Raw genomic sequence first — 23,487 nt, 5'->3', positions numbered from 1 at the left:
TCAAACCAAATCAGATGGGAGATGTGTCTTGTGCGGACAAGTTATCTGTTGAAAAATGGCTGTGTGTTGTCGATGGATGCTCGAATTGGACAGTATAAGAGGGCGGACGTTCTGATTCAGGATTCACTGATCATGGCGATCCAGCCCGACCTGGATATTCCAGATGCGGAGATCATTGATGCTTCATCGATGATTATTATGCCTGGGCTGGTGGACACACATCGGCATGTGTGGGAATCACTGGTCAAAACAGCGGGAACCAACTGGTCCTTGCCAGTCTATTTGCAAAATCTCTATTATGGTGCGATGGGAAGCAAGCTCCGTCCAGAAGATAGTTATATTGCCAACTTACTCGGTTCCTTGGAAGCGCTTAATGCAGGAGTGACAACGGTGTTGGATTGGAGCATGCCGTATTCCCCTGACCATACGGATGAACTGATTCGTGGACTTCAGGATGCTGGCATTCGGGCGGTATTTGCTCACGGAGTCCCTGGTGAGACGAACTTCTGGAATCGGGATAGCCAGCTCACGTATTCGAATAATGATGTGAGAAGAGTCAAAGAACGTTATTTTTCATCACGGGATCAATTGCTTACTTATGGGCTTGCCATTCGTGGTCCGGAATTCAGTCATTGGGATACAACGGTGAAAGAGATCGAACTAGCACAAGAGCTGGATGCGATCTGTTCCATGCATGCCGGATTTGGCAGTTGGGGGTCTGTGGATCGTTCCATTAGTCAATTGTACGAAGCGGGGCTGTTAAGTCCACGAGTGAATATCGTTCATGGTAACACCATGGGCATGGATGAATACAAAATGCTGGCAGATAGCGGTGCTTCCTTGTCGGTCACACCTGAGGTTGAAATGATGATGGGTCATGGATATCCGGCCACCGGCTATTTTCTTGAACATGGGGGAACCCCTACACTTGGTGTAGATGTGGTAACGTCCACAGGCGGAGATATGTTCTCGCAGATGAAGTTTGCACTTCAAGCTGAACGATCCAGAGCGAATGAGCAACTTCTGCAGCAGGGTGAGATGCCTGGTGAGTTGAACTTGCAGTCCAGCCAAGTACTGAGATTTGCAACTTCAGCTGGTGCACAAGCATTGGGATTGGAGCAGAAGGTGGGTACGTTGACCCCGGGAAAAGAAGCGGATCTGATCATGATTCGTACCACCGATCTGAATATGTTCCCTGTTCATGATCCAATCGGCGCTGTCGTGCAATTTGCCAATCCATCCAATGTGGATACGGTATTTGTGGCAGGTAGACTTGTGAAGCGAGAGGGTAAACTGTTGAATGTTGATTTGGATGCGATTCGTCATGAGGCGATGCAGAGCAAAGATTATTTGTTATCCCAGTACCGGATGTCGGACGCGGAGAGAATTTCTTTTTCATAATTTACTTTTTCATAAAAACCTGAAATGAAGTCAGTTCGTATTTTTATATACATCTTTACCTATAGTAAAGAAATAAAGGGCCGCATAACACTATGTGGCTCTTTTACATGCCTTCATATCGTCGAATTAGACAGGATAAGGGAGGAAGGGACAGCGGAAAAAGACGAAAAGAGCTCTCATTTTTAAACTTCAGATAACAAGGGATATAAGTTGTTTTTCACGAAAATTAAGGCTCATAAAAACTGCGCATAATATAAATTATACGCAGTTTTGTTTTAAATCGATTTTCATATTTGTCCACGTGCAACAGTTCATGATAATTTTCGCGAAAAAAGAACAAAATAAGTGATCCTTAAAAATAAATTTAACCAAGCAACGCGATAACGTGTAGAATTCGATAGGTTTTTATAGGTGATCGATAAGATAGAACAAATGACTTTTTCATAGAACAGATGGGAAGCCATCCAATCGCTGCTACATCCATAGCACATATTGCACATTCAAGATTCATGACGAGAGGAACATGACTATGCGTGAGAACGAACAACGATCTTCATTATTTCGTAAAAAACCAATTGCCTACGGGGGCGATAACAACAGTGCATTGAAACGGGCGCTTGGTCCATTGGACTTAACCACACTTGGCGTAGGAGCTATTATTGGTACCGGGATTTTTGTGCAAACCGGTGTAGCTGCCGCAACGTATGCTGGCCCTGGCCTTGTACTGTCATTTTTGCTGGCAGGTATCATATGTGCATTCGCGGCATTGTGTTACTCGGAATTTGCCTCAAGCATACCGGCATCGGGTAGTGCGTACACGTATAGTTATACGGCTTTTGGTGAAGTGATTGCCTGGATTCTGGGATGGGATCTGATATTGGAGTATGGATTCGCGAGTGCGGCGGTAGCCAGCGGATGGTCTGGATATTTCCAAACGTTATTGTCCGGATTCGGGCTGGAGTTACCCCATGCGCTTACGAGTGCGTTCAGCCCGGAAAAGGGAACCTATTTTGACATCACGGCTGCGGTCATAACGTTAATTATTACTTTCCTGCTTACCCGAGGAGTGAAGGAAGCTGCTCGTGCGAACGGAATTATGGTTGCGATTAAGATTATTGTCGTGCTGATCTTTATTGGTGTAGGTGTCTTTTATGTAGAGCCAACAAACTGGCAACCATTCTTGCCCTTTGGTATCTCAGGCGTAACTGCGGGAGCAGCAACCGTATTCTTTGCTTACATCGGATTTGATGCGGTCTCCACAGCGGCAGAAGAGGTCAAGCGGCCACAACGGGATTTGCCGATTGGAATTATTGCGTCACTGGCGATCTGTACTGTTCTCTACATTGTTGTATCGTTGATCCTCACAGGGATCGTGCCTTATAACATGTTGAATGTAAGTGATCCGGTTGCGTTTGCATTTGAATTTGTCCAATTGAAGGGATTGTCCTGGATTGTGTCCCTAGGAGCGATTACGGGTATTACGACAGTATTGCTGGTCATGATGTATGGTCAGACACGTTTGCTCTATTCCATGTCTCGTGACGGACTGCTGTCTCCGGTCTTTTCCAAGGTTAGTGGCAAGAGTCAGACACCAGCGGTAGGGACATGGGTTGCAGGCATTATCGTGGCTCTGTTCTCCGGGTTCATCTCGTTGGGACATTTGGCGGAGCTTACGAACATCGGAACGTTGTTTGCTTTTGCAGTTGTAAGTCTTGGCATTATTGTGTTGCGTAAAAATAACCCGGATCTCAAACGCGGCTTTCGCGTTCCACTTGTGCCACTGATTCCGATTCTGAGTGCCTTGGGTTGTGTATACTTAATGACACGCCTTGCGGCGCTGACATGGATTACGTTTTTTGCTTGGTTGATTATCGGATTGATTATCTACTTTGCGTATGGACGTCATTACAGTCATCTGAATCCGGCACGCCGGATCTCCAGTGCTTTCAGAGCGAAGGATAAATAGATTAGTTGAGAACGTCTTTAACCGAGAACATCTTCATTTTTCCTCATTTCGTATCGCTTAGGCGAAGCGGGATGGGGATTTTTTTATATAGAAAGATAAAGGAAGATAACAGCAGGGGAAGGTTGGAATTTTCTTCATATATGGGTAAGTAATTAGGGACGTGACGAACTTAATCACGGGGGCGGGGTTGCGGCTAAGCCAAATATGAAATATATTTGGGGATGTGACATGCCATCAGACATAAGAGAGGGGATGTATCATGAACACACCATTACATACGAATTCAGATCATCAAAATGCAGCTTTTGGATTTGCACTGGCTGACTCAGCTGTACTTGCAGAGGCGCAATTAATTGTTTCACAATTAGAGGATTCACAAACCTTACAGTTGGATATTGATCCACAGCGTCTTCTGAAGGATGGACGTAAGGTATCTGTCATTGCACAACAGTTGGATTCACCCGTCAATCGTCAGGATGCCAATATCATCTATGGTCAGGAGTTAGCATACGTGCAGTATGCTGTTAACCTGAAACCGGATAGCTCGATCTCCATTGCTTCTATTGAAGGCGTTGAACAATCTGTTAATCTTGGTTGGGCAGCATTTCAAGAGGGGGAATACGAACTTCGAATCTCCCTGCATATGAAAACACCTCGTATTGCTGAAGGTACACTCGAACCTGAACAACTTGCAATGGTTAAGTATGCGCAAGTTATCACCGTATATATATCGCTTTTCCCGGCAGAAGCAGCGTCGTTGAGTTCACCATCTCAAGCTGTGTGGAGCAGAAACCATCATGTGTTTGACTCCTACGGGAGAGGAGGATTTATTCTCGCTGACCTGCCTCGACTCGCTAAGCGTGTGGAGGAACTGATTGGACCAGGTAACCATAATCTGATCGAACAATTTGCGGAAGGGGAACTGTCGGATACGTTGCTGGAAGAGGGGTTGATGGCGATCGCCTGGGGCGTGACTCCTTGGTGTTATTCACTCTATTCCGCACCAGATGAGCAGTCTGCTGGAATACTTGCCGTGGACAAGCTGGGCGATGAACCTGAACGGCAAGGGATTTACCAGCTTGATCCTTCCATTCAACAATTAAGTATCGTACCTGCGAATGAGCTGGCTTATTGGCCTGCCTGCGTTCAGAACGATTGGCCTGTCATTGATGTGGCAGGCGAAGGCGAGACGTTGCACATGGATTTATATACTCAGATCTGTGAATCCGTGAATGGGCTGCACGAGAATCCATTGCCATCGTTTGTACTTACCCGTAGTCAAGGCAAACCCGAAGCGATCATTCCGCTGATTGACGTTGTCATTGTGGATGAAGCGTAGGAGCACTGCTTAGCTTAGACTATAATAAATATATAAATTGAACTATTCATTTACACGATAACGGAGAGGACAGAAAGAACCTGAAAAAGCGAAGCTAAAAGCTTTCTGCAAGAAAGCTACTTCGGAAGCATACGCTTCGCCTTTATCCACGGATTTTCCCCTTTAGAAAAGGGAATCAGAAAAATCTGGGGGTAACAGCGATTGGAAGGTTGTTCTGTCATCGTAGTATCAGCGTAAATAATCTTAGTCAATTTTAAAGAACCGAATCGAGGTGACGTAGACAGATGATGACTGAGGAGATCCAGGAGCAATATGCGGACGAGCTAGAAGCTTTTCACATATGGATGAAGGATGCCGGATATACAGGCCATACGGTAAAATCATACACGGGTGACGTGGTGGAATTCCTGGTCTCCATTCAAGGAAAGTCACTGGAGCAGGTCAAAAAGCTGCATGTGCTGTCTTTTCTGTCCCGTGCGCGGGAGCGTGGGGTTAGTGATGCCACGAGAAATCGCAAACATGCGGCGGTGAACTGTTTTTACAAGTCCCTCATTGAACTCGAATTGTTAACAAATAATCCGGCGTTTGGGATCAAAAAATCCAAAACCGAGAAAAACCGTGCGCCCGTTTTTCTTGATGAAAGTGGGCTGACACGTTTTCTGGAGTCGGTAGAAGGCAAGTATCGCACACGTAATCTGGCTGTTTTTCTACTGATGGGATATATGGGATTACGGGTGGGAGAAGTGCACGCGTTGGATTGCAAAGACTATAATGCGGAGCGGCGTACATTGGATGTATTTGGTAAAGGTCGTAAATGGCGCTCGCTCCCTGTACCGGAGACTGTGGCAAAAGTACTGTCTCAAGCGATGGCTGAGCGTCTCGATCCTTGGAGGCCAAAAGAGGAAGCGTTATTTGTCTCGCAAAAAGGGAAAAGACTGTCGATTCGCAGCATCCAGCTCATATCTACGGAAACTTTTGAACGCTTCCAGCAGGAATCACCAGCCAATCAACGTCAAAACTACTCCAGTCATAAGCTGCGTCACTCCTTCGCGACCATGATGTTACGGCGTGGAGCCGATCTGCGTACCGTGCAGGAGCTGCTTGGTCACGCGTCGATACAAACGACAACCGTGTACACTCACGTAACCAGCCGGGAGAAAGAAGAGGCTATGGCTTTGCTGGACGTTAAACTTCCATCATATTAGAAAAAAAAGCCAATATTTAATCCAAAAAGGAGTCTGTCCAAGTGACAGGCTTTTTTTGTTATTGATTTGATGAAGGAGATTTAAACATAATTAATATTATGTAAACTAATATCTGGTATCTAAATACTCATATAAAATAGAAGTCAAACCAAAGAACCATTCGCTCCTTCTCTCTGGAAGAAACAAATGGTTCTTTTAGTAGCACAGATATCTTAATTCACAACGTTTAACATCCTAAATCGTTCACGATATGAATGTCTGCGTGACTTAGATTATTCCAATCCAGCGATCTGTTCTTTTAATTTGTTAGCAGATGCTTGGAAAGCCACTTTCTCGGTTTCATTCAACGGAAGAGGCAGAATCTCGCGCACACCGTTGCGATCAACAACGCATGGAACGCCTAGGTAAACATCCGATACGCCATTGTAATCTTCAAGCAATGTGGACACGTTCAGAACGGAGCCCTCGTTGCCGAGAATTGCAGCTACAATGCGGTCCAGAGCGAGGGCGATTGCATAGGAAGTCGCTCCTTTGGCATTAATAATCTCATACGCTGCATTTTTGGTACGGTCGAAGATATCCTGTTGTGTTTCTTCATCCAATTCCAGATCTGTTCCTGCAACGTTAGCCAGGCTCCATACCGGTACTTCGGAATCTCCGTGCTCACCAATAATGTGTGCGTGAATACTACGCGGGTCGATTCCTTTATTTTTACCAATCAAGTAACGGAAACGTGCGCTATCGAGCAATGTACCTGAACCGATAACACGGGAAGCAGGCCATCCACTTTGTTTCCATGAAGTATAGGACAAAATATCTACAGGATTGGTTGCAATCAGCAAAATACCATGAGAATTCACTTCAGTAATACGCTCGATAATATCTTTGAAAATGCTTGCATTTTTCTTCAGCAGATCAATCCGAGTTTCGCCCGGTTTCTGGGAAGCACCCGCTGTGATAATAATGATATCTGCATCTTTGCAGTCGGAATAATCGCCAGCCCATACTTTCACGCCTCCCGTAAACGGCAGACCGTGGTTCATATCCAGCATTTCGCCGGTTGCTTTATCATGATTCACATCCACAAATACCAACTCGGACGAACGCTGTCTCAACATTAGCGTGTATCCAGTTGTTGTTCCCACCGCACCCATGCCTACAATCACGACACGACTTGGTTTCAGAGCTGCACTATTTGTCATGTTCATATCCTCTCCTTTTTGGGTTATACTCCCATCCATATTAAGGGATTAGAGAATATAAAGCGAGTGTTGTCTATAAAATAGTTCACATTTCATGTCTTTTTACCAATTATTCCGTCGAAAAACAGTTTAGGATGAAATTAATGGTAATAAATGTGCGACATATTAGCCTGAGCATAAGATGGAACAAGGAATGGGCTGTCCGTGAGTGGGCTATGAGCCTTTTACATAAGGTTTGTGGTAGAATAGGAGCAGTGGATTCTGATGAATCGTAAATAAAACGCCATAGGACAGGCATGCGCGCCTGTATATTGGATGAGAGAGGTGGAACCCACTTGCGTTCGCAATGGATTAAAATCGCGCAGACAGCATTGCTGTCTATAGGTATAGCAGCTGTATTGGCTGCATGCACCGACTCAGATCAACCTCCGGTAGCAGAGCCTCCGCAGCAGCAGGAGGACGCCGGGAATACAGGGCAGACATTAACTGTCGTTCCCCCTGTGAACAGTACAGAATCTGCAGATATGGCCAAGTACCAGATACAGACTCGTTTGACCGATTTTCAGTTGCTCAATGACAACGGAGGATTGGCGTGGGGTGTGACGCGGAATGCGCTGCGCCTGTACTACACTCAGGATCAGGGAAAGACCTGGACTAATATTTCACCTTCGGAAAATGTACAGTTTCCGGCTAACCCTAAATATGGACAAAGCATTTATTTTGTAGATCGTGCACATGGTTGGATTGTTCGTGAAGGCATGGGTGGAACAGATACCATGGTGCTTCGCACCAACAATGGGGGCGTAACTTGGAGCCTGTCTTCTCTGTCCAAGACGGATAAAGTGACTGCGATCTCATTTGTATCTCCTGAAAAAGGCTGGATTCTCACCACGGTTGATACCGCTATTGGTAAACAGGACAAGAAACTTTACTTCACCGAGGACGGTGGAATTACCTGGAATCGGATGTCATCCAGTGATGAAGATGGTAAACAGGAAGCAGAAGAGATTTCCAAACGTGGATACACCACGGGGATGACTTTCTCGGATCCAAAGCATGGTTTCTTAACAGCGCTGGAGTTCGGCACACCGAAGTTGTATGTAACATCAGACGGCGGAGAGAACTGGAATACTGGACCATCTTTCTTTGATCGAAACAAATTCAACGGGTGTGGTAATTTCAGTGTTAGTTCACCACAATTTTTTGGACGTGAAGCGCAATCAGCCTGGATGTCAATGTCCTGTTCTCAAGGCGAGAGCACGACATTCAATGGATTCTTTACCACCGATGGCGGAAAGAGCTGGAAGCTGTCCAATTTCACTTTAAACAAACAAAAGGGTCCGAATCGTAACCTTTCACCGGTATTTCTAAACGCATCGGAAGGTTGGGCGATGCAAAAGGGCATAACCTACCACACCAAGGATGCGGGCAAAACGTGGAGCGCTCTTCCTGCAAGCAGTGTACTGGAGAAAATTCTCGAAGATTATCCGGAAATTGTGAAGATTCAGATGGTTAACCCCAAGCTTGGCTGGATATTGGTTGAAAATACAGATGCCAAAAGATCGTTGTTATTGCAAACGGTAGATGGCGGTGTACATTGGAAAGTACTATAAACGTAGAGTGTTATCGATGTGAATAGATAGGAGAAAGGAGAGGAGCCTAAGGGTTTCTTTTCTTTTTTTGCTTAGTTTGTGAAATAAATCACAAATAAATCCACTAAAAGGTGATATATTTAACTCAACAAGAGAAGGAGTGATGAAGATGAGAACCAACGGTCAAACTCAATTCACGCAGGCGGATGAATTAACCAGATATATGCTTCAATTATGCTACACATGTGACGATGCTAATCGTTGTACGACAGAGGAAGCAGTGAAGGCTTGCATGGCAGAACACGCACAGACAGACCAGCCCGAACCAGCCGAAGGTGGAGAAGTAACTCGCGGGTTTATGGATCTAATGTACGCTTAGGCTAATGATACACGGATCAATCACGGAGAACGCTCCTGCGGGAGGGTTCTTTTTGATTTGTTGATAAATGTATGCGCTTTTAAATTCACTTCGCAAATATTGCAGCATGGGTTATTATAGAAATAATTAAGGTAAATTACTCAAAATGTGGAATTGTTTTATTGACTCTTAGTTTGGAGGAAGGTGACATGGATAAACGTAGTATTCATGAAACCAATAGCCTGTCCTGGGATACAAAAGGAAATGATGTTTTAGGAGCGACAGCACTTCCGCTTTATGGAGGACGGATCTATCGGAGAATCAAATTGAAAAAACAAAACAACTTTTGTCATCCACAAATGTGTTGCTGCAGAAGAGGAGAGACTTGTTTTAGCATTTCGGATCGTAAACTATCAACTTATGTAAATGCGTTAGCAAAAGCGGGATTTGCCATTGAGCAGTTCATTGAGGAATCTGATGATGAATTGATGCAACTGCAAAATGATGATTTTGCCAATAAAGCAAAAATGCTCCCTGTAACCTTTGTGATAAAGGCACGAAAACTATAGTAGAACGATAAGGGGATAGCCAATGAAGATGAATCGAAAATATTATTATGTTAAAGTAATCGGTTGTGTTCTGGTACTTGCATTCATCATAATGACGTGTGCGGTACCTGTAAAAGCTGAGGTAGAGAATGTGGAGACTACGCCCTCCAGAATTGCGTTGTCATCGTTAGAGGAAACGATAGATTCATATGTTGCTACTAATCAGAAGAACACCGCTGCCGTTTCGGTTGTAGCTATCAAGAACGGTGAGACCATTGTAAATAAGGCCTATGGATACACAGATCTTGAGCAACAGAGAAAGGCAGACACCTCTACTGTATTTGAATGGGGTTCAACTTCTAAACTATTGGTCTGGACGAGTGTTATGCAGCTTGTAGAACAGGGAAAGCTTGATTTGGATACCGATATTCAGGACTATTTGCCGGAAGGATTTCTAAAGAAACTTGAATACGATGCTCCCATTACCCTAATGAACCTTATGCATCATAACGCAGGATGGGAGGATAGATTGATCGATTTATGGTATTCATCCGAGAGTGATATTGTGGAATTAGGTGAAGCTTTACAAAAATTTGAACCAAGGCAGATCGATAAACCTGGTAGTGTCGTTGCTTATTCAAACTATGGTACGGCTATGGCTGCTTACATCGTTGAAGTGCAAAGCGGACAACCCTTTTATAAATATGTCAACGAACATATATTTAAACCACTGAACATGAAAGACACATCGATTCACCCATCACAATATGATGATCTAAACGTCTTGAAACGAAGAAATGAGATTCAAGGTTACACTACGAATCTGAAACTAATTCCTAAGAACAGAGCATACATAAGCTTGTACCCTGCGGCAGGGGCCATTGGCACAGCAGAGGATGCAGCTAAATTTCTCGCAGCTTTAATGCCGGTGGATCGTAGCAATTTATTATTCACGAACAAGGACACGTTAGAAGAGATGCTGTCAACAAGTCTATATTACGATGGGACTTCAACTCCTCGTATTGCACATGGTTTCTTTGAAGTAGAGTACTGGGTGCCTGCACTGGAACACGCTGGAAGTACGGCTGGATTTACAAGTAAATTTGTTTTTGATCCGGAGTCTAATTTTGGGTTCGTGGTCATGACAAACCAGTCCAATGAAATGGTTTATAACGTTGGTCTTGTCCAGAAGGTGTTTGGAAGTAGTTTCAGCACGAATTCAGTTGAATCTGAGAGTGGAGGATATTATATGCCTGCGCGTCGGGTCGTTTCCGGTTTTACGAAGGCATATTCAATGTTAAGTCTGCAGAAGTATACAACATTTGACCTTAGTAACTTTGCAAATGTTGTTGAGCGTAACGGAACAGTTGAGAAGGTCTCCATTTCTTATAATGACTTTTTGCCCGTATCCAATTTAACGATAAACTTGATCAAAGCATCTTGTATTGCTCTTCCAGTAGCCATCCTACTCAGTTTGAGAGCGATAATTGGTTATTTTATTCGGTTATCCAAATACAAAATAAAAAACTGGGAAAGACCGGGTACAGGATTTGATAAATATCATATTGCTATTAATATTGCCAGTGTAGCATTGATTTTGAATACGATCCTATTGTTCATGCGCGCCTTAGGCTTTTCCCCTTATTCTTCATTACGCATCCATCTCATCTTCAACCTGGTTTATGTGATTCTAGCTGTGGCGTATCTTGTCTTGTTGTTCTACAAACTGCTGAAAAGAAGCTATAGTAAAAAGCAAAAGGCGGTATACATCATGTCTGGCATGTCTGCTTTCCTATTTGCTGCTTTTATTATGGGATGGGATTTGTACTTTTAGAGCAGTAGAAAGGATGAAACCATGAATATTCAGGATCTTCCAATTGAAATAAAAGAACATATAGGGAAAGTTCAGAAAATCACTTTTCCTAAGCAAGGTCATACTTCTACTGTGGCTATTCTGGATACGTTCGACCAAAAGTACATCATCAAAAAGACAGAAAACGATCTTTATAATGAATGGTTATCCGATGAATATAAGGTGCTTCAATACCTTTACCAAACGGGACTCCCTGTTCCAAAGGTATATGTATTTCATACTGAGGAGACATCAAGATGGCTTCTGATGGATTATATTGATGGAATAAGTTTAAGAGAATTTCTTTCTAAGATGCCTGACCTCCAGAGTAAAGAAAAAGCGATTTTTAACTTTGGGCTTTGTCTAAAGAAAATACATGAATGCTCTTGTCCTGTTGAATTATTGAACAATGACACTCCTTGGTTAGATACAATGCTTAATAGAGCAGAATATAATCTAACTCACTTTGCTGTAGACGGATCAGCAGAACTACTTCAACAGTTAAAAGAAGCAAAACCAAAACCAATAGAAAACACTTTCATTCATGGAGATTTTACTATAGATAATGTGCTAGTTAATGATTGCAATATTGTTGGAGTTATTGACTGGGCAGGAGCAGCTTACGGCGATCCAAGATATGATGTAGCATTAGCCATTAGACCGAAACAGAATGCGTTTGATAATGAAAGAGATAGAGAAATATTTTATAAAGGGTATGGAAAGTTAAGAATAACGGATGAAGAATATAATTATTTTGAAGACGGAATATATAACTTTTTTTAGTCTGGCTATAAGTTGTTCTTCAAATGCATATCCAATCTCTTTAGAAGGAGTAAAACAAATGAGCCCTCCAAAACATATCTTATCTGCCGCTGCAATCGTGATAAACGACAAAAATGAATTATTACTTATTAGAGGACCCCGAAGAGGATGGGAAATGCCAGGTGATCAAGTGGAAGAAGGAGAATCTCTAAGTCAAGCTGCGATCAGAGAAACAAAAGAGGAGTCCGGAATCGACATCGAAATCATCAAATTCTGTGGAATATTTCAAAATATCGAGAATTCAATATGTAACACATTATTTCTAGCCAAACCAAAAGGAGGAGAATTAATCACATCAACGGAGAGCTTAGAGTCTGGTTTCTTTCCGATCGAAGAAGCCATTTTAAAAGTCGAATGGAAAAACTTCAGAGAAAGAATAGAGTATTGCTTAAACCCTGAGATGCAACCTTTTTGCATTGAGTTCAGTGATAAGAATAATATTTAATGTTTCCGGAAAGGAAGTTCAATCTATGAAACGAGTCGATGTAGTTTACTCACTACTAACCAATCCATCCAAATCTAAAGTACTTGCAGTAAGAAATGTAGAACGTTCAAGCTGGTCGCTGCCTGGCGGAGCTGTTGAAGCCGATGAATCATGGGAACAAGCAGCAATCAGGGAAGCCAAAGAAGAAACAGGACTTGATGTTGGCATCCACGGTATTGTAGCAATAAACGAGTGTAAATTTGAAGAAATTAAAGAACATGCCATTTTTATCACATTCAGAGCGGAAATCGTCGGAGGGAGAGAAGAAATATCAAGACCAGACGAAATCTCTGAGACTGCATGGTTGGATATAACACAGGTAGATGAGCTTATGCCTTACTACAAGAACGGCTTTAAAAGCTTACTTAATGGCAATGAGATTACATATTTCAACGAAGGTAACAAGTAATGTTCTGGATGTAGTGTTGTGATTAAAGCAAGAAAACGATTATTTAATGAAATGAATCGGAGAGTGGACTATGTTTAAATATCAAATGGATGCCGCTACCCATATATCGCTATTGGCGATGAAAGATGCACCCCAATTATATAATTTGATTGATCGAAACAGGGATCATATAGGAGCGTGGTTAAAGTTCCCCAATATGACATTAACAGAAGAGGATTCAAGCACTTTCATCAAGAGAACTCGTATACGATATGCTCAAGATGATGGTTATTGGTTAGGAATCTGGTGTGGAGACGAGCTTGCTGGCTCTATTGGATACTTATACATTGATCAAGAAAACAAGAAGACCGAAATAGGATATTGGCTAGGTCAGGAATATGAGGGTAGAGGACTTATTACAAAATCGATTAAAGTTCTAATTGATTACGCATTTAATGAACTTAAATTAAATAAAGTTGAAATTGGCATAGCAACAGACAACTTCAAAAGCCGCGCAATTCCTGAAAAATTAGGCTTTCAACGTGAAGGTGAATTAAGAGATTACGAATATATTAACGGTGCATATTTAAACAGGATTATTTATGGTTTGAAAGCAGATCAATGGAGAACGTAATAAATCAAATTTTATTTTAACTAAAGGAGCTAGTTATGAGAAAATTACCGCTTTTTGTAGTGACAGGCGCAAGTGGAACAGGAAAAACAACGATCTCTTCACATGTTCGCAAGCAACTTCCCGAATTTGACGTCTTTGATATGGATATCATCGATAACGTGGATTGGCAGATTGCCAAAGAGAATTGGTTGAGGATTGCGTATAGCATATCCCTAAGTGGACGAGGGACTGTTTTATGTGGAACGATGGTGCCGGAAAACATTGCATCGTCCGATTACATAGATCGATTTGATCGAATTCTATATATGAATTTGCATTGTGACAATGTTACTCGCGAGACGCGTTTAAGAGTTCGTGGGTGGGACGAGAACCTGATAGAAGATCACAAGAATTTTGCAAATTGGCTACTCCAAAATTCGAAAACTGCATTTGACCCGCCAATGCAAACAATTGATACGACAGAACTTACAGCAGTGGGAGTAGCTGAACAAGTTAAAGAATGGGTTTTAAAGAACTGGTGCGAGGAATGAACACCTAAAATAACCTGATAGTTAGATTGAGTGGAGGAACATGATGCTGCCTTTTCAAGTGAATGAATCTATTGTATTAAAGCTGATCCAATCTCGAGATAGAGATGAGTTGTATGCGTTAATTGATGAGAATAGAAAGTACTTGAGAGCGTGGTTACTCTGGGTTGATAAACGACAATCGCCCAGCGATTTAGATTCTGTAATAGATGTATGGACACATAATTATGAAGAGAGGAACGGTTTTGATTCCGGAATATGGTTCAATGAACAATTGGTTGGGATGTTAGGATTGCATTATATTGATTGGAACAATAGAGCAACGAGCATTGGATATTTTTTAGCTGAGTCAGCACAGAGCAAAGGAATCATTACCAAATCAATAGAACAATTGCTTAAATATCTCTTTAACGAGTTGAAGTTAAATCGTGTCATTATTCAATGTGCAGAAAACAACTTTAAAAGCAGGGCTATACCTGAGAAAATCGGATTTTCAAATGAGGGCACATCCAGAGAAGCTCAATGGGTTTACGATCATTACGAGAATATAGTGACGTATAGTTTGTTGTCTAGTGAATGGCTACTTAAAAGGTAGAGTATATCATCTTGATGAGACGAAGGAGGTCACGTATTGTTTCTCAATGTATTACTTTGGTTGATTATCCTCTGGGTGATCTCCCTTTATTTCAGTTTTCCTAAGAAAGATCGCATGTACACAGTCAATATGCCAAGTACATATTACATTCAATCTTCAAATCGGTTGGATATTCAGAAAAACTACGAATGCGCTGCATTTTCCAGTGCTTTTGTCTTGAGACATTTCGGTTTGGAGTCCAACGGAACAAAGATTTATGAAACCTATCCTCGCAAATTACTGGATGGGACAGTATATCCCAAAGCGGTCGTTGTTTTTTTCAGGAAGCTAGGATATCAGGCAATGTACTTACGTGGAAATGTGAATACGTTGAAGAAACAGATCAGCCAAGGGGTGCCTGTTATATTATTTATTAGAGTACATCCCAAACAACGTTATTTGCATTTTGTTCCCGTCGTTGGTTATGATGAAACGCATTTTTACTTGGCAGAATCGTTAGAACACAAGATCAATTGTGATGAAGAATATTACAATCGAAAAATCAGCATAAGTGAACTCAACACGTTATGGAGGTCATGGTTGCCCTTTTGTCAAAACTCATATATCGTTGTACACCCGACGCAGATGTAAGACGGCCCTCTTTCAAGGGACAGGATATATTGGCTTTGAACGAACTAATCGGTATTATTCGGAACGTCTGTGTGGTTAAATCATGAAACTCATGCCCAAATGGCATGAGTTTTTTGGTGAACCAATCTCCTCACGTAAACCAGTTCACTTTAATCGATGGTTATAAACAAAATAGATTAAACATATAGGCAGTTGCTACCGATTTTATTGTTTTACCTGATAATCAGCGGAGTTTTTTAATTAAATTGGTTGTTCGTCCACGCATCTATTCATCTGCATACGTACGTTAAACTATGTCTATAGGGAGGTGTCCACACTGTGAGTTATTCAGAAGTGAAGAAACGTATGAAGAGAAAAAAGGCAACATTACATCCATGTAAAGTTAAAAGAAAAGACCGCCGACTGAAAGTGGTTAAAAAATTCGTTCAAGTAAAATGTCCGCCTCCAGAAGTGAACATATCTAACCCTACTGTTGTTGGCCCAACAGGACCACAAGGTATACAAGGCGTACAAGGCTTACAAGGTATTCCAGGTAAACAAGGGGTAGAAGGGCCACCTGGAGCTCAAGGACCAGCAGGAGGGCCACCTGGACCACAAGGACCTCAGGGACAGCCAGGTCCTGCTGGAGCGGTAGGCGCTCAAGGTCCGGTGGGACCTGCTGGCCCCGTGGGAGCACAGGGGATTCCGGGAGAAGCAGGGGCTGTAGGACCACAAGGTCCGCAGGGTAATCCCGGACCTGCCGGAGCGATTGGACCTCAAGGTTTTCCCGGAGCTGTTGGGCCGACGGGTGCGACAGGAGCTGCAGGAGCTGTAGGCCCGGCAGGCCCAGCCGGTGCAGCAGGAGCTGTAGGTCCTGCAGGAGCAGTAGGAGCTGTAGGCCCCGCTGGAGCAGTAGGCCCGGCAGGCCCAGCTGGTGCAACAGGAGCCGTGGGTCCTGCTGGAGCAGTAGGTCCGACAGGTGCAACGGGAGTAGCGGGTCCCGCTGGGGCAACAGGATCTACAGGTGCAACAGGAGTAGCCGGAAGCGTACTGGGATTCGCTGACTTTTTCGCACTGATGCCACCTGATAATGCAGCAACGGTTGCTCCCGGTACAGATGTAAGCTTTCCTCAGGATGGGCCAACAAGTGGAACAACTATCGCCCGCACGGGGCCTAGTGCATTCAATCTAGCAGCCATTGGTACGTATCAGATTTTATTCCAGGTGAGCATCAATGAAGCAGGTCAACTAATCTTAACTCTCAATGGGGCAGATTTGGCTCCTACTGTAGTTGGGCGAGCAACGGGAACGTCTCAGATTGTTGGTATGGCTTTGGTGCAGACAACCGTGATTAATTCTATTCTGACCGTGCGGAACCCGGCTGGTAATGCTACAGCATTAACAATCACGCCACTTGCGGGCGGAACTAGACCTGTATCCGCACATCTTGTGATCACACAATTAGCATGAGTACGTTATTAACCTAGGCTAATTGTCCTTTGCTTTATTAAATATGCATCCACAATGGTAACATTGGTTTGCTTGAACTGAGATAGCAGTGCTTTACTCAAGGCTGTTATCTCAGTTGGAGCTGATGTTGTACATAGCTTGGTTATATATGATGACTAGAAATAATATCGGCAATGTTTCGGTAGCGGACGAGAGTCATTCAATGAAGCGCAACATATTTATTCACTCATTCTTTGATTTTATTGCTCAAATATTTAATCGGATTAACAAGTTCCGTGTTCGTCCGCATATACATTACAGGAGACGGGTCAAGACTCCGGCTGTCCTAAGTTGTATGAACGGAGGGAGAGACATGGGCATTGAATCATCCTGGATGTTTGATTTGTTTGGAACCGTCTTTCCGGTTGTATTTGTTCTGATTATAGGTATAGTCCTTCTGTCGATGGGAAAGGAGGTATGGAGGTGGGGACGCAACAACTCGGAGCCGCTATTGACCGTGCCTTCACGAATCACCAGCAGACGGATGAAGATGAGTCAGTCGCAATCTGAACCGGGCAGTACAGCACGAACGTTATACTACGTCACCTTTGAAGTAGAAAGTGGAGATCGGCTTGAATTCAAAGTCAATGGCGAAGAGTATGGTTTGTGCGCTGAGGGGGATGAAGGACGGCTCTCGTTCAAAGGAACACGTTATGTAGGCTTCGAGCGATATAATCGCGTATATTCTGAACGCCTACGTGGTTAAACTGAGCAGCTTGCGCCAAGATGGCGTGAGCTTTTTTTGATTATTTACTGGACAAGCGTTTCTTAATGGCCCTGACGTGTATTTATATAAGAAGAGGCATAATGAAATTATGATCAAAGGATCATTACCATAGAGGAGGCAATGAATATGTCATTTACAGATCAGGTTGTTGTTGTAACTGGTGCCGCTCAGGGAATCGGACGGAGTGTGGCTGAGGCTTATGCGGTCGCTGGGGCCAAAGTTGTACTTGCTGACTACAAGGAAGCGGAGGGGGCGGCAGCCGCAGCTTCTATTCGTAATGAAGGCGGAGAAGCCATCTTTGTTCAATGTGATGTTCGGAGCGAGCAGGATATTACGAATCTTTTTCGTACAACCGTGGAAGAATTCAAGCAAATCGATGTTCTGGTGAATAATGCAGGACTCGCCAAGTGGAAGTCACCCTATGAGCTAACGCTGGAAGAATGGGACGATGTACTCAATACCAATGTGAGAAGTTGTTTTTTGGCGAGTCGGGAAGCAGCCAAACATATGAAAAGCAATGAACATGGAGGTGCCATTATAAACATGGCTTCTACCCGTGCGCTGATGTCTGAGCCGGATACCGAAGCTTATGCCGCATCCAAAGGAGCGATTGTAGCTCTAACGCATGCGCTGGCGGTCTCACTGGGCAAGGACCAAATTCGGGTCAATTGTATCAGTCCGGGATGGATTGAGACAGGTGACGCGCAGAAATTGAAAAAGGAGGATCATGAACAGCATCCCTCCGGTCGTGTGGGTGTTCCTTCGGATATCTCCCGTGCTTGTCTATATTTATCTGATCCAAGCAATACCTTTGTCACAGGGACCAACCTCGTTATTGATGGAGGCATGACCCGAAAAATGATATATGAGGACTAGAACCGGGATTGAGCCGGGCGAGCCCTAAGCTATCCCAACTTAAGAGCAATAAGCCCAAGTTAAGCACTTGGGCTTATTTGTTTTTAATAACTCGGTTGCTATAATAAATGTGATTTTACAACAGTAGAGGAATGGAGGGAGTATATGTTCGGGAAACAATCCCGGAAGGTATTTTGGCTGTTACTGCTGATCGGAGGGATGATAATGATAGGGAATGAGTCACCTGCTGAAGCTGACGGCGCAGATATACGGGCGGCCTGGGTATGGCAGGCACAGTCTGTTAGCAACGGAGATGAGCTGTTGGCCAATGCAGCTAAACATAAGATAAACAGACTGTACGTGAATGTAGACATGACGATGCCCAAGGAGGTATACCAGACGTTCATAGCCAAAGCCAGCCGTGCGGGTATTGCGGTTGAAGCTTTGGGAGGCGATCCATCCTGGGCAATCAGTGGCCGTGAAGGTCCCATGCTCAGATTAGCCTCGTGGGTAAGTGATTACAATCAAGCTGCTGAGACCAACGAGCAATTTGATGCCATACATCTGGATATCAAGCCCTATGTTTTACCAGCCTGGAAAGAAGATGCTAAGCCACTGGTACAATCCTGGGTAGCCAATATGAATCTGTTATTTGAGCAAGTGAGACAGGATGGCGCAGTTGCAGTGAATATTGACCTGCCATTTTGGCTGGATTCCTACACCGTCACAGGAAATAGAGTTTCTGAGGATGCAGATAACGAACCATTGTCACGTTGGTTCATTGAACGAGTGGAGCATGTCACTTTACTCGCTTACCGTGATAACGCGCAAGGGAACAATGGTATTATACGTTTAATTGAACAGGAAATGAACTGGGCCGATACTAGCAATGTGAGCGTTACGGTTGGGTTGAACACCAAGCCAATGCCTGGCGAGGAGTTCACGACATTTGCCGGTAAAGGTGCAGCACAACTGGAAAGCGTTATTGAAGAAGTTGCCTCCGCATTCAGCGAACATAGTTCCTACGCAGGTTCTGCTGTACATGACATCGTATACTGGGGACAACTGGAGCCATCAGAACTGCCATCACCGGAGATTCCATCCAATCAACCAGAGATTCGGGGAACGTATATCTGGGAGGCCTCTCAGGTGACAAATGACGGGGGAGAGCACATACTAGCGTTTGCTAGAGAGCAGAATATTAACTGGTTGTATGTCCGTTTGGACCTGGATCAACCCTATTCCAGTTACCGCAGTTTTGTGAAACGGGCAAAAGCGCAGGGCATTGAGATCCATGCGATGGGTGGACACCCCATCTGGGGCAAAAAGGAGAATCGTCCACGCATTAAGCGATTGATTGATTATGTGAAAAACTATAATGCTGAATCCGAGCCGGATGAACGATTTGAAGGCATCCATCTGGATATTGAGCCGTACACTTTGCCAGAGTGGGAGAATAGTCGGGACACCCTGTTGATCGAATGGGCTGCCAACATTACATTTTTCCAGGAAGAAACGAAGAAGGACAGTGATCTCGAAACAAGCGCAGACCTTGCTGTATGGCTGGATAGCTTCGCGTTGCCAGGAAAGGATACATCTGTGGCTGAATTTATGATCCGTACACTCGATCATGTGTCGCTGATGGCTTTCCGTAACAACGCCGAAGGTTCCAATGGGATTGCTGCTGTTGTGAGCCAGGAGATGGAGATCGCGGATCGTTTGGAAAAAAGGTTAATGATTTCGGTAGAAATGAAGCAGAACCACGAAGGTCCTCATATTTCTTTTTATGAAAAAGGGGCAGCGGAGATGGAACTTCAGCTTGCCAAGCTTCCGGATCTGCTGGCCGAACATCAGGCTTACCAAGGCAACATTGTTCATGCTTACGATTATTGGATTGAAGCCAAGCCTTAAACAGGCGAGTATTATAAGAAACGAGTTGCTTCGGGACTTCACCTTGGGTGAGGTTCCGGGCTTTTTTTTATGGAAAAAAGATGGAATCGTGTCACCGAATGGGCTCCTGCACAATACGATGTACGGTGATGAACAGCTGAAACAAGGGAGGAAACAGACTATGGCTGTTATTAAAGCCAACTCAGAGGACGTCAAGCTGCTGGCTAGGCTCATGAGGGCAGAGGCTGAAGGTGACGGCGAACAGGGTATGTTGCTTGTGGGCAATGTAGGTGTGAACCGGGTGCTGGTGGATTGTCTGGACTTCAAGGATATTCGCGATATCAATCGTATGGTATTCCAGAATCCAGGAGGCTACGAGTCAACACAGAAGGGGTACTTTTACCAACGGGCAAGACAGTCCGAGATTCGTCTCGCACAACGGGTGATCAATGGAGAGCGCATCTGGCCAGCGAGCAATTCATTGTGGTTTTTCCGACCTGTGGGCGACTGCCCACCAACATGGTATGACCAGCAAAATACAGGACGTTTCAAAGCGCATTGTTTCTTCAGTCCGACAGGCGATGACTGTCCGGAAGTATATTAAATTTTGGGAGGAATCACTATGATTAATCAGCCTTATCAACCAACGACTCAAACACTGGGTCAGCAAGCCAATTCTGTGTTGGGTCAACAAGCCAATTCTCAGGTTCAAGGTACGTCTTACAAAATTGGTAACGGAATGCCTGCCATGTCACCAACGCCAGGGATGGTATCACCAAGCTCGACAAGTGTACCCCCACTCGTATCCAGTGGAAGCCCAATGACACCAACGGGTGCAGTGATTACAACAACGGCTCCACAGTTTGAGCAGTCATACATTGAGAATATTTTACGTCTGAATCTTGGTAAATTCGGTACGTTCTACATGACATATGAAGGCAATAAAGAATGGAACGCTCGCATATTCCAAGGTATTATTGAAGCAGCGGGACGTGACCATATTATCATCAGTGACCCGAAGACAGGAAGACGGATCATGCTGTTGATGGTCAACTTTGACTATGCTACATTTGATGAGCCGTTGTTGTATCAATATCCAGGAGTGGTAGGCAATTACCCGCAAGCTCCAAGCAGATAATCATTGGCCCTCATCATTTTGATTGATAACTGACATGTCTAACACATACTGATTTACTTCGCTGTCCTGAATGTGGAGGTAATCCGCAGACAGGACAGCTTTTTACATAAACATATATACGAAGGTTACTATAGGTTTAGAGTCATACGTAACCTTTTGGCGATAACATGGCACTTATACATGAATAGAACAAGCAGCATGCTTATATGAAGGGAGTCCATAGCATTGAATTCATGGATTGAAGGAGCGATGAAGGGCGAACCCGAAGCTTACGCACAACTGATGTCTCAATATCGCGGGATGGCACTTGCTGTTGCCTACCACCGACTGGGGGATACATTTTGGGCAGAAGATGTCGTGCAGGAGGCGTTTACTGAAGCCTTTGGCAATCTGTCCAAGCTGGAAGCTCCTGAGGCTTTTCCCGGGTGGTTCAAGGTGATCGTGGAGAGGCAGTGTTATCGCTGGCTAAGACGCAAGCAGCATACCATGATTCCAGTTCAGGAGCTGGAGCATGTATTCCATGAAGAGGATCAGGCGCATAATCCGGAAAAACAAGCGGTGCAAAATGAAATGCATCGTACGCTTCGTGATTCCATTGCAATACTGCCATCATCGATGCGGATTGCTGTTGAACTGTTTTATTTGGAAGGATACTCGCTCAAGGAAATATCGGATTTCCTCGGGGTCAAGGTACCTGCATTAAAGAAAAGGCTGTTCGATGCCCGATCCAAACTCAAGCGTTCTATGCCTGTAAGGGATCTGGTCTCTGTATTCAGTGACTTGTATGAAGGGGGAAAAGGATTGTTACACATTATGAATGGGGATCACGCTGCCAATCGTTTAAGAGAGAGTGGAATTCAGGGAGACATCCTGGTATGGAGAGAGTTGTATACGTTCGGCCCGGTAGCCAAAGAGATGGGAGATACGCAGGAGCGGCAGAATCGGGCATCCGTGTTAGAGCAGCAGTTGGGCATTCCACAGGCGGAATACTTGAAGATTGAGGAGCTTGAACGCAAGTTGCATTCGTTTCAACAATACAAGGAAATTGTCTTATGGTTCGAATACGATCTCTATGATCAGACGATGTTATCGTATCTGTTACATTATTTCAAAGGACAAGCACTCCAGAATACGAAACTGAATCTGCTCTGTATTGACTCGTATCCAGAGATTGAGCACTTTAGAGGACTGGGACAGCTTACCTCCACACAGATTGAACGGCTGTCAGGAAGTTGGCATGTGATTGAGAAAAACGAGTTACAAGCCGGTGCACAGTTCTGGGAAGCCTATACGTCGACTGATTTCCGGCATCATCTGGATTACTTGCAGGCAGACACTTCTGCGCTACCCTTTGCAAAAGCTGCCTTTAAGGCACATTTGTCCCGTCTGCCATCTGTATCGAACGGTCTGGGGCTCATTGAGCAGACAACACTAGAGACCATTAGAGCAGGTGTGGAGCACCCGTATCCATTATTTCGCGAGGTAGGGGACAAGCTGCATATTCTCGGTCTGGGTGATCTTGAATACTGGGCACATCTGAAGCGGATGACAGAAGGACCTCATGCCCTGCTTCAGATGAGCGGTGCAACCACGTTGCCTAATTTCAAGCAGCATGATGAAAAATTCCGTGACGGTGTCCTGTCGCTAACGGAACTCGGAATTAAGGTGTTGAATGAAGAAGTCGATTGGGCACTGCTGAAGCAGGATGAATTCTGGATCGGTGGATTGCATAACCCAACCGGGAAACAAGCCAGATGGCGCTGGAACCCCACTTCTGAAACCGTAGTGGAGATTGAGTAGACATCGTAATTAGCGGATAGAATCTGAGAAAATAACAGTATTACAA

23 protein-coding genes are annotated in these 23,487 nt (G+C 44.1%); 22 read left to right on the top strand and 1 reads right to left on the bottom strand.

All coding sequences use genetic code 11. The features are described from left to right. Positions 1-21: 21 nt before the first annotated feature. The 4 genes from NZ043_RS26825 to NZ043_RS26810 all read left to right on the top strand — a co-directional run bounded on the left by NZ043_RS26825 (position 22) and on the right by NZ043_RS26810 (position 5,911). Positions 22-1,401: an amidohydrolase family protein gene (locus tag NZ043_RS26825; RefSeq protein ID WP_133385162.1), complete on the top strand. Its 1,380-nt coding sequence runs from the start codon at positions 22-24 to the stop codon at positions 1,399-1,401. Positions 1,402-1,930: 529 nt separating this feature from the next. Further along, the gene (locus NZ043_RS26820) at positions 1,931-3,367 is read left to right on the top strand and encodes an amino acid permease (RefSeq protein ID WP_339309701.1); all 1,437 of its coding nucleotides are present in this window, start codon (positions 1,931-1,933) and stop codon (positions 3,365-3,367) included. A gap of 259 nt (positions 3,368-3,626) precedes the next feature. Then, the gene (locus NZ043_RS26815) at positions 3,627-4,706 is read left to right on the top strand and encodes a hypothetical protein (protein WP_339309700.1); all 1,080 of its coding nucleotides are present in this window, start codon (positions 3,627-3,629) and stop codon (positions 4,704-4,706) included. Positions 4,707-4,990: 284 nt separating this feature from the next. After that, entirely contained in the window at positions 4,991-5,911 is a 921-nt protein-coding gene (locus tag NZ043_RS26810; RefSeq protein ID WP_091029457.1) for a tyrosine-type recombinase/integrase, read from the top strand. A 272-nt stretch (positions 5,912-6,183) separates the two neighbouring features. Here the strand turns inward: NZ043_RS26810 and NZ043_RS26805 are convergent, their stop codons facing one another. Then, positions 6,184-7,113 (bottom strand): L-lactate dehydrogenase, encoded by a 930-nt coding sequence (locus NZ043_RS26805; RefSeq protein WP_091029459.1) that lies wholly within the window; start codon positions 7,111-7,113, stop codon positions 6,184-6,186. 335 nt (positions 7,114-7,448) lie between these two features. Here NZ043_RS26805 and NZ043_RS26800 point away from each other — a divergent pair, with 335 nt between their 5' ends. From NZ043_RS26800 to NZ043_RS26715, 18 genes are all read left to right on the top strand, one after another. Beyond that, entirely contained in the window at positions 7,449-8,726 is a 1,278-nt protein-coding gene (locus NZ043_RS26800; protein WP_165980201.1) for a YCF48-related protein, read from the top strand. A 148-nt stretch (positions 8,727-8,874) separates the two neighbouring features. Further along, on the top strand, positions 8,875-9,084 hold the full coding sequence (locus NZ043_RS26795) for a hypothetical protein (protein ID WP_339309699.1): 210 nt from the start codon (positions 8,875-8,877) through the stop codon (positions 9,082-9,084). 188 nt (positions 9,085-9,272) lie between these two features. Further along, on the top strand, positions 9,273-9,632 hold the full coding sequence (locus NZ043_RS26790; protein WP_339309698.1) for a hypothetical protein: 360 nt from the start codon (positions 9,273-9,275) through the stop codon (positions 9,630-9,632). Between the two features lie 28 nt (positions 9,633-9,660). Then, the gene (locus NZ043_RS26785; RefSeq protein ID WP_339309697.1) at positions 9,661-11,445 is read left to right on the top strand and encodes a serine hydrolase domain-containing protein; all 1,785 of its coding nucleotides are present in this window, start codon (positions 9,661-9,663) and stop codon (positions 11,443-11,445) included. Positions 11,446-11,466: 21 nt separating this feature from the next. Further along, the gene (locus NZ043_RS26780) at positions 11,467-12,246 is read left to right on the top strand and encodes a phosphotransferase (RefSeq protein WP_339309696.1); all 780 of its coding nucleotides are present in this window, start codon (positions 11,467-11,469) and stop codon (positions 12,244-12,246) included. Between the two features lie 58 nt (positions 12,247-12,304). Then, a complete protein-coding gene (locus NZ043_RS26775; RefSeq protein WP_339309695.1) occupies positions 12,305-12,730 on the top strand; it encodes an NUDIX hydrolase in 426 nt (141 codons plus the stop codon). 25 nt (positions 12,731-12,755) lie between these two features. Beyond that, positions 12,756-13,178 carry an NUDIX hydrolase gene (locus tag NZ043_RS26770; protein ID WP_339309694.1) on the top strand — a complete coding sequence of 141 codons (423 nt, stop codon included), beginning with the start codon at positions 12,756-12,758 and terminating at the stop codon, positions 13,176-13,178. Between the two features lie 70 nt (positions 13,179-13,248). Further along, entirely contained in the window at positions 13,249-13,791 is a 543-nt protein-coding gene (locus NZ043_RS26765; protein ID WP_133385154.1) for a GNAT family protein, read from the top strand. Positions 13,792-13,826: 35 nt separating this feature from the next. Then, positions 13,827-14,321, top strand: coding sequence for an AAA family ATPase (locus tag NZ043_RS26760; protein ID WP_091029483.1), 495 nt, complete (start codon positions 13,827-13,829; stop codon positions 14,319-14,321). Positions 14,322-14,361: 40 nt separating this feature from the next. Continuing rightward, a complete protein-coding gene (locus NZ043_RS26755) occupies positions 14,362-14,913 on the top strand; it encodes a GNAT family protein (RefSeq protein ID WP_256332239.1) in 552 nt (183 codons plus the stop codon). A gap of 36 nt (positions 14,914-14,949) precedes the next feature. Then, positions 14,950-15,543: a C39 family peptidase gene (locus NZ043_RS26750; protein WP_091029488.1), complete on the top strand. Its 594-nt coding sequence runs from the start codon at positions 14,950-14,952 to the stop codon at positions 15,541-15,543. A gap of 318 nt (positions 15,544-15,861) precedes the next feature. Further along, entirely contained in the window at positions 15,862-16,992 is a 1,131-nt protein-coding gene (locus tag NZ043_RS26745; RefSeq protein WP_091029491.1) for a collagen-like protein, read from the top strand. Positions 16,993-17,344: 352 nt separating this feature from the next. Then, a complete protein-coding gene (locus NZ043_RS26740; protein WP_017688132.1) occupies positions 17,345-17,737 on the top strand; it encodes a DUF2500 domain-containing protein in 393 nt (130 codons plus the stop codon). A 147-nt stretch (positions 17,738-17,884) separates the two neighbouring features. Continuing rightward, on the top strand, positions 17,885-18,634 hold the full coding sequence (locus NZ043_RS26735) for a glucose 1-dehydrogenase (protein ID WP_249912504.1): 750 nt from the start codon (positions 17,885-17,887) through the stop codon (positions 18,632-18,634). A gap of 204 nt (positions 18,635-18,838) precedes the next feature. Continuing rightward, on the top strand, positions 18,839-20,524 hold the full coding sequence (locus tag NZ043_RS26730; RefSeq protein WP_249912505.1) for a hypothetical protein: 1,686 nt from the start codon (positions 18,839-18,841) through the stop codon (positions 20,522-20,524). Positions 20,525-20,684: 160 nt separating this feature from the next. Then, complete coding sequence (locus NZ043_RS26725) at positions 20,685-21,107, top strand: cell wall hydrolase (protein ID WP_074095421.1); 423 nt, start codon at positions 20,685-20,687, stop codon at positions 21,105-21,107. 135 nt (positions 21,108-21,242) lie between these two features. Then, the gene (gerQ, locus tag NZ043_RS26720; protein WP_235193948.1) at positions 21,243-21,641 is read left to right on the top strand and encodes a spore coat protein GerQ; all 399 of its coding nucleotides are present in this window, start codon (positions 21,243-21,245) and stop codon (positions 21,639-21,641) included. A 225-nt stretch (positions 21,642-21,866) separates the two neighbouring features. Further along, on the top strand, positions 21,867-23,441 hold the full coding sequence (locus NZ043_RS26715) for a sigma-70 family RNA polymerase sigma factor (RefSeq protein WP_339309693.1): 1,575 nt from the start codon (positions 21,867-21,869) through the stop codon (positions 23,439-23,441). Positions 23,442-23,487: the final 46 nt, after the last annotated feature.

Origin of the sequence: Paenibacillus sp. FSL k6-2145, from assembly GCF_037976585.1 — a bacterium.
Lineage (GTDB): Bacteria > Bacillota > Bacilli > Paenibacillales > Paenibacillaceae > Paenibacillus.
The sequence above is the reverse complement of the archived record's forward strand: the minus strand, read 5'-3'. Positions and strand labels throughout refer to the sequence as shown.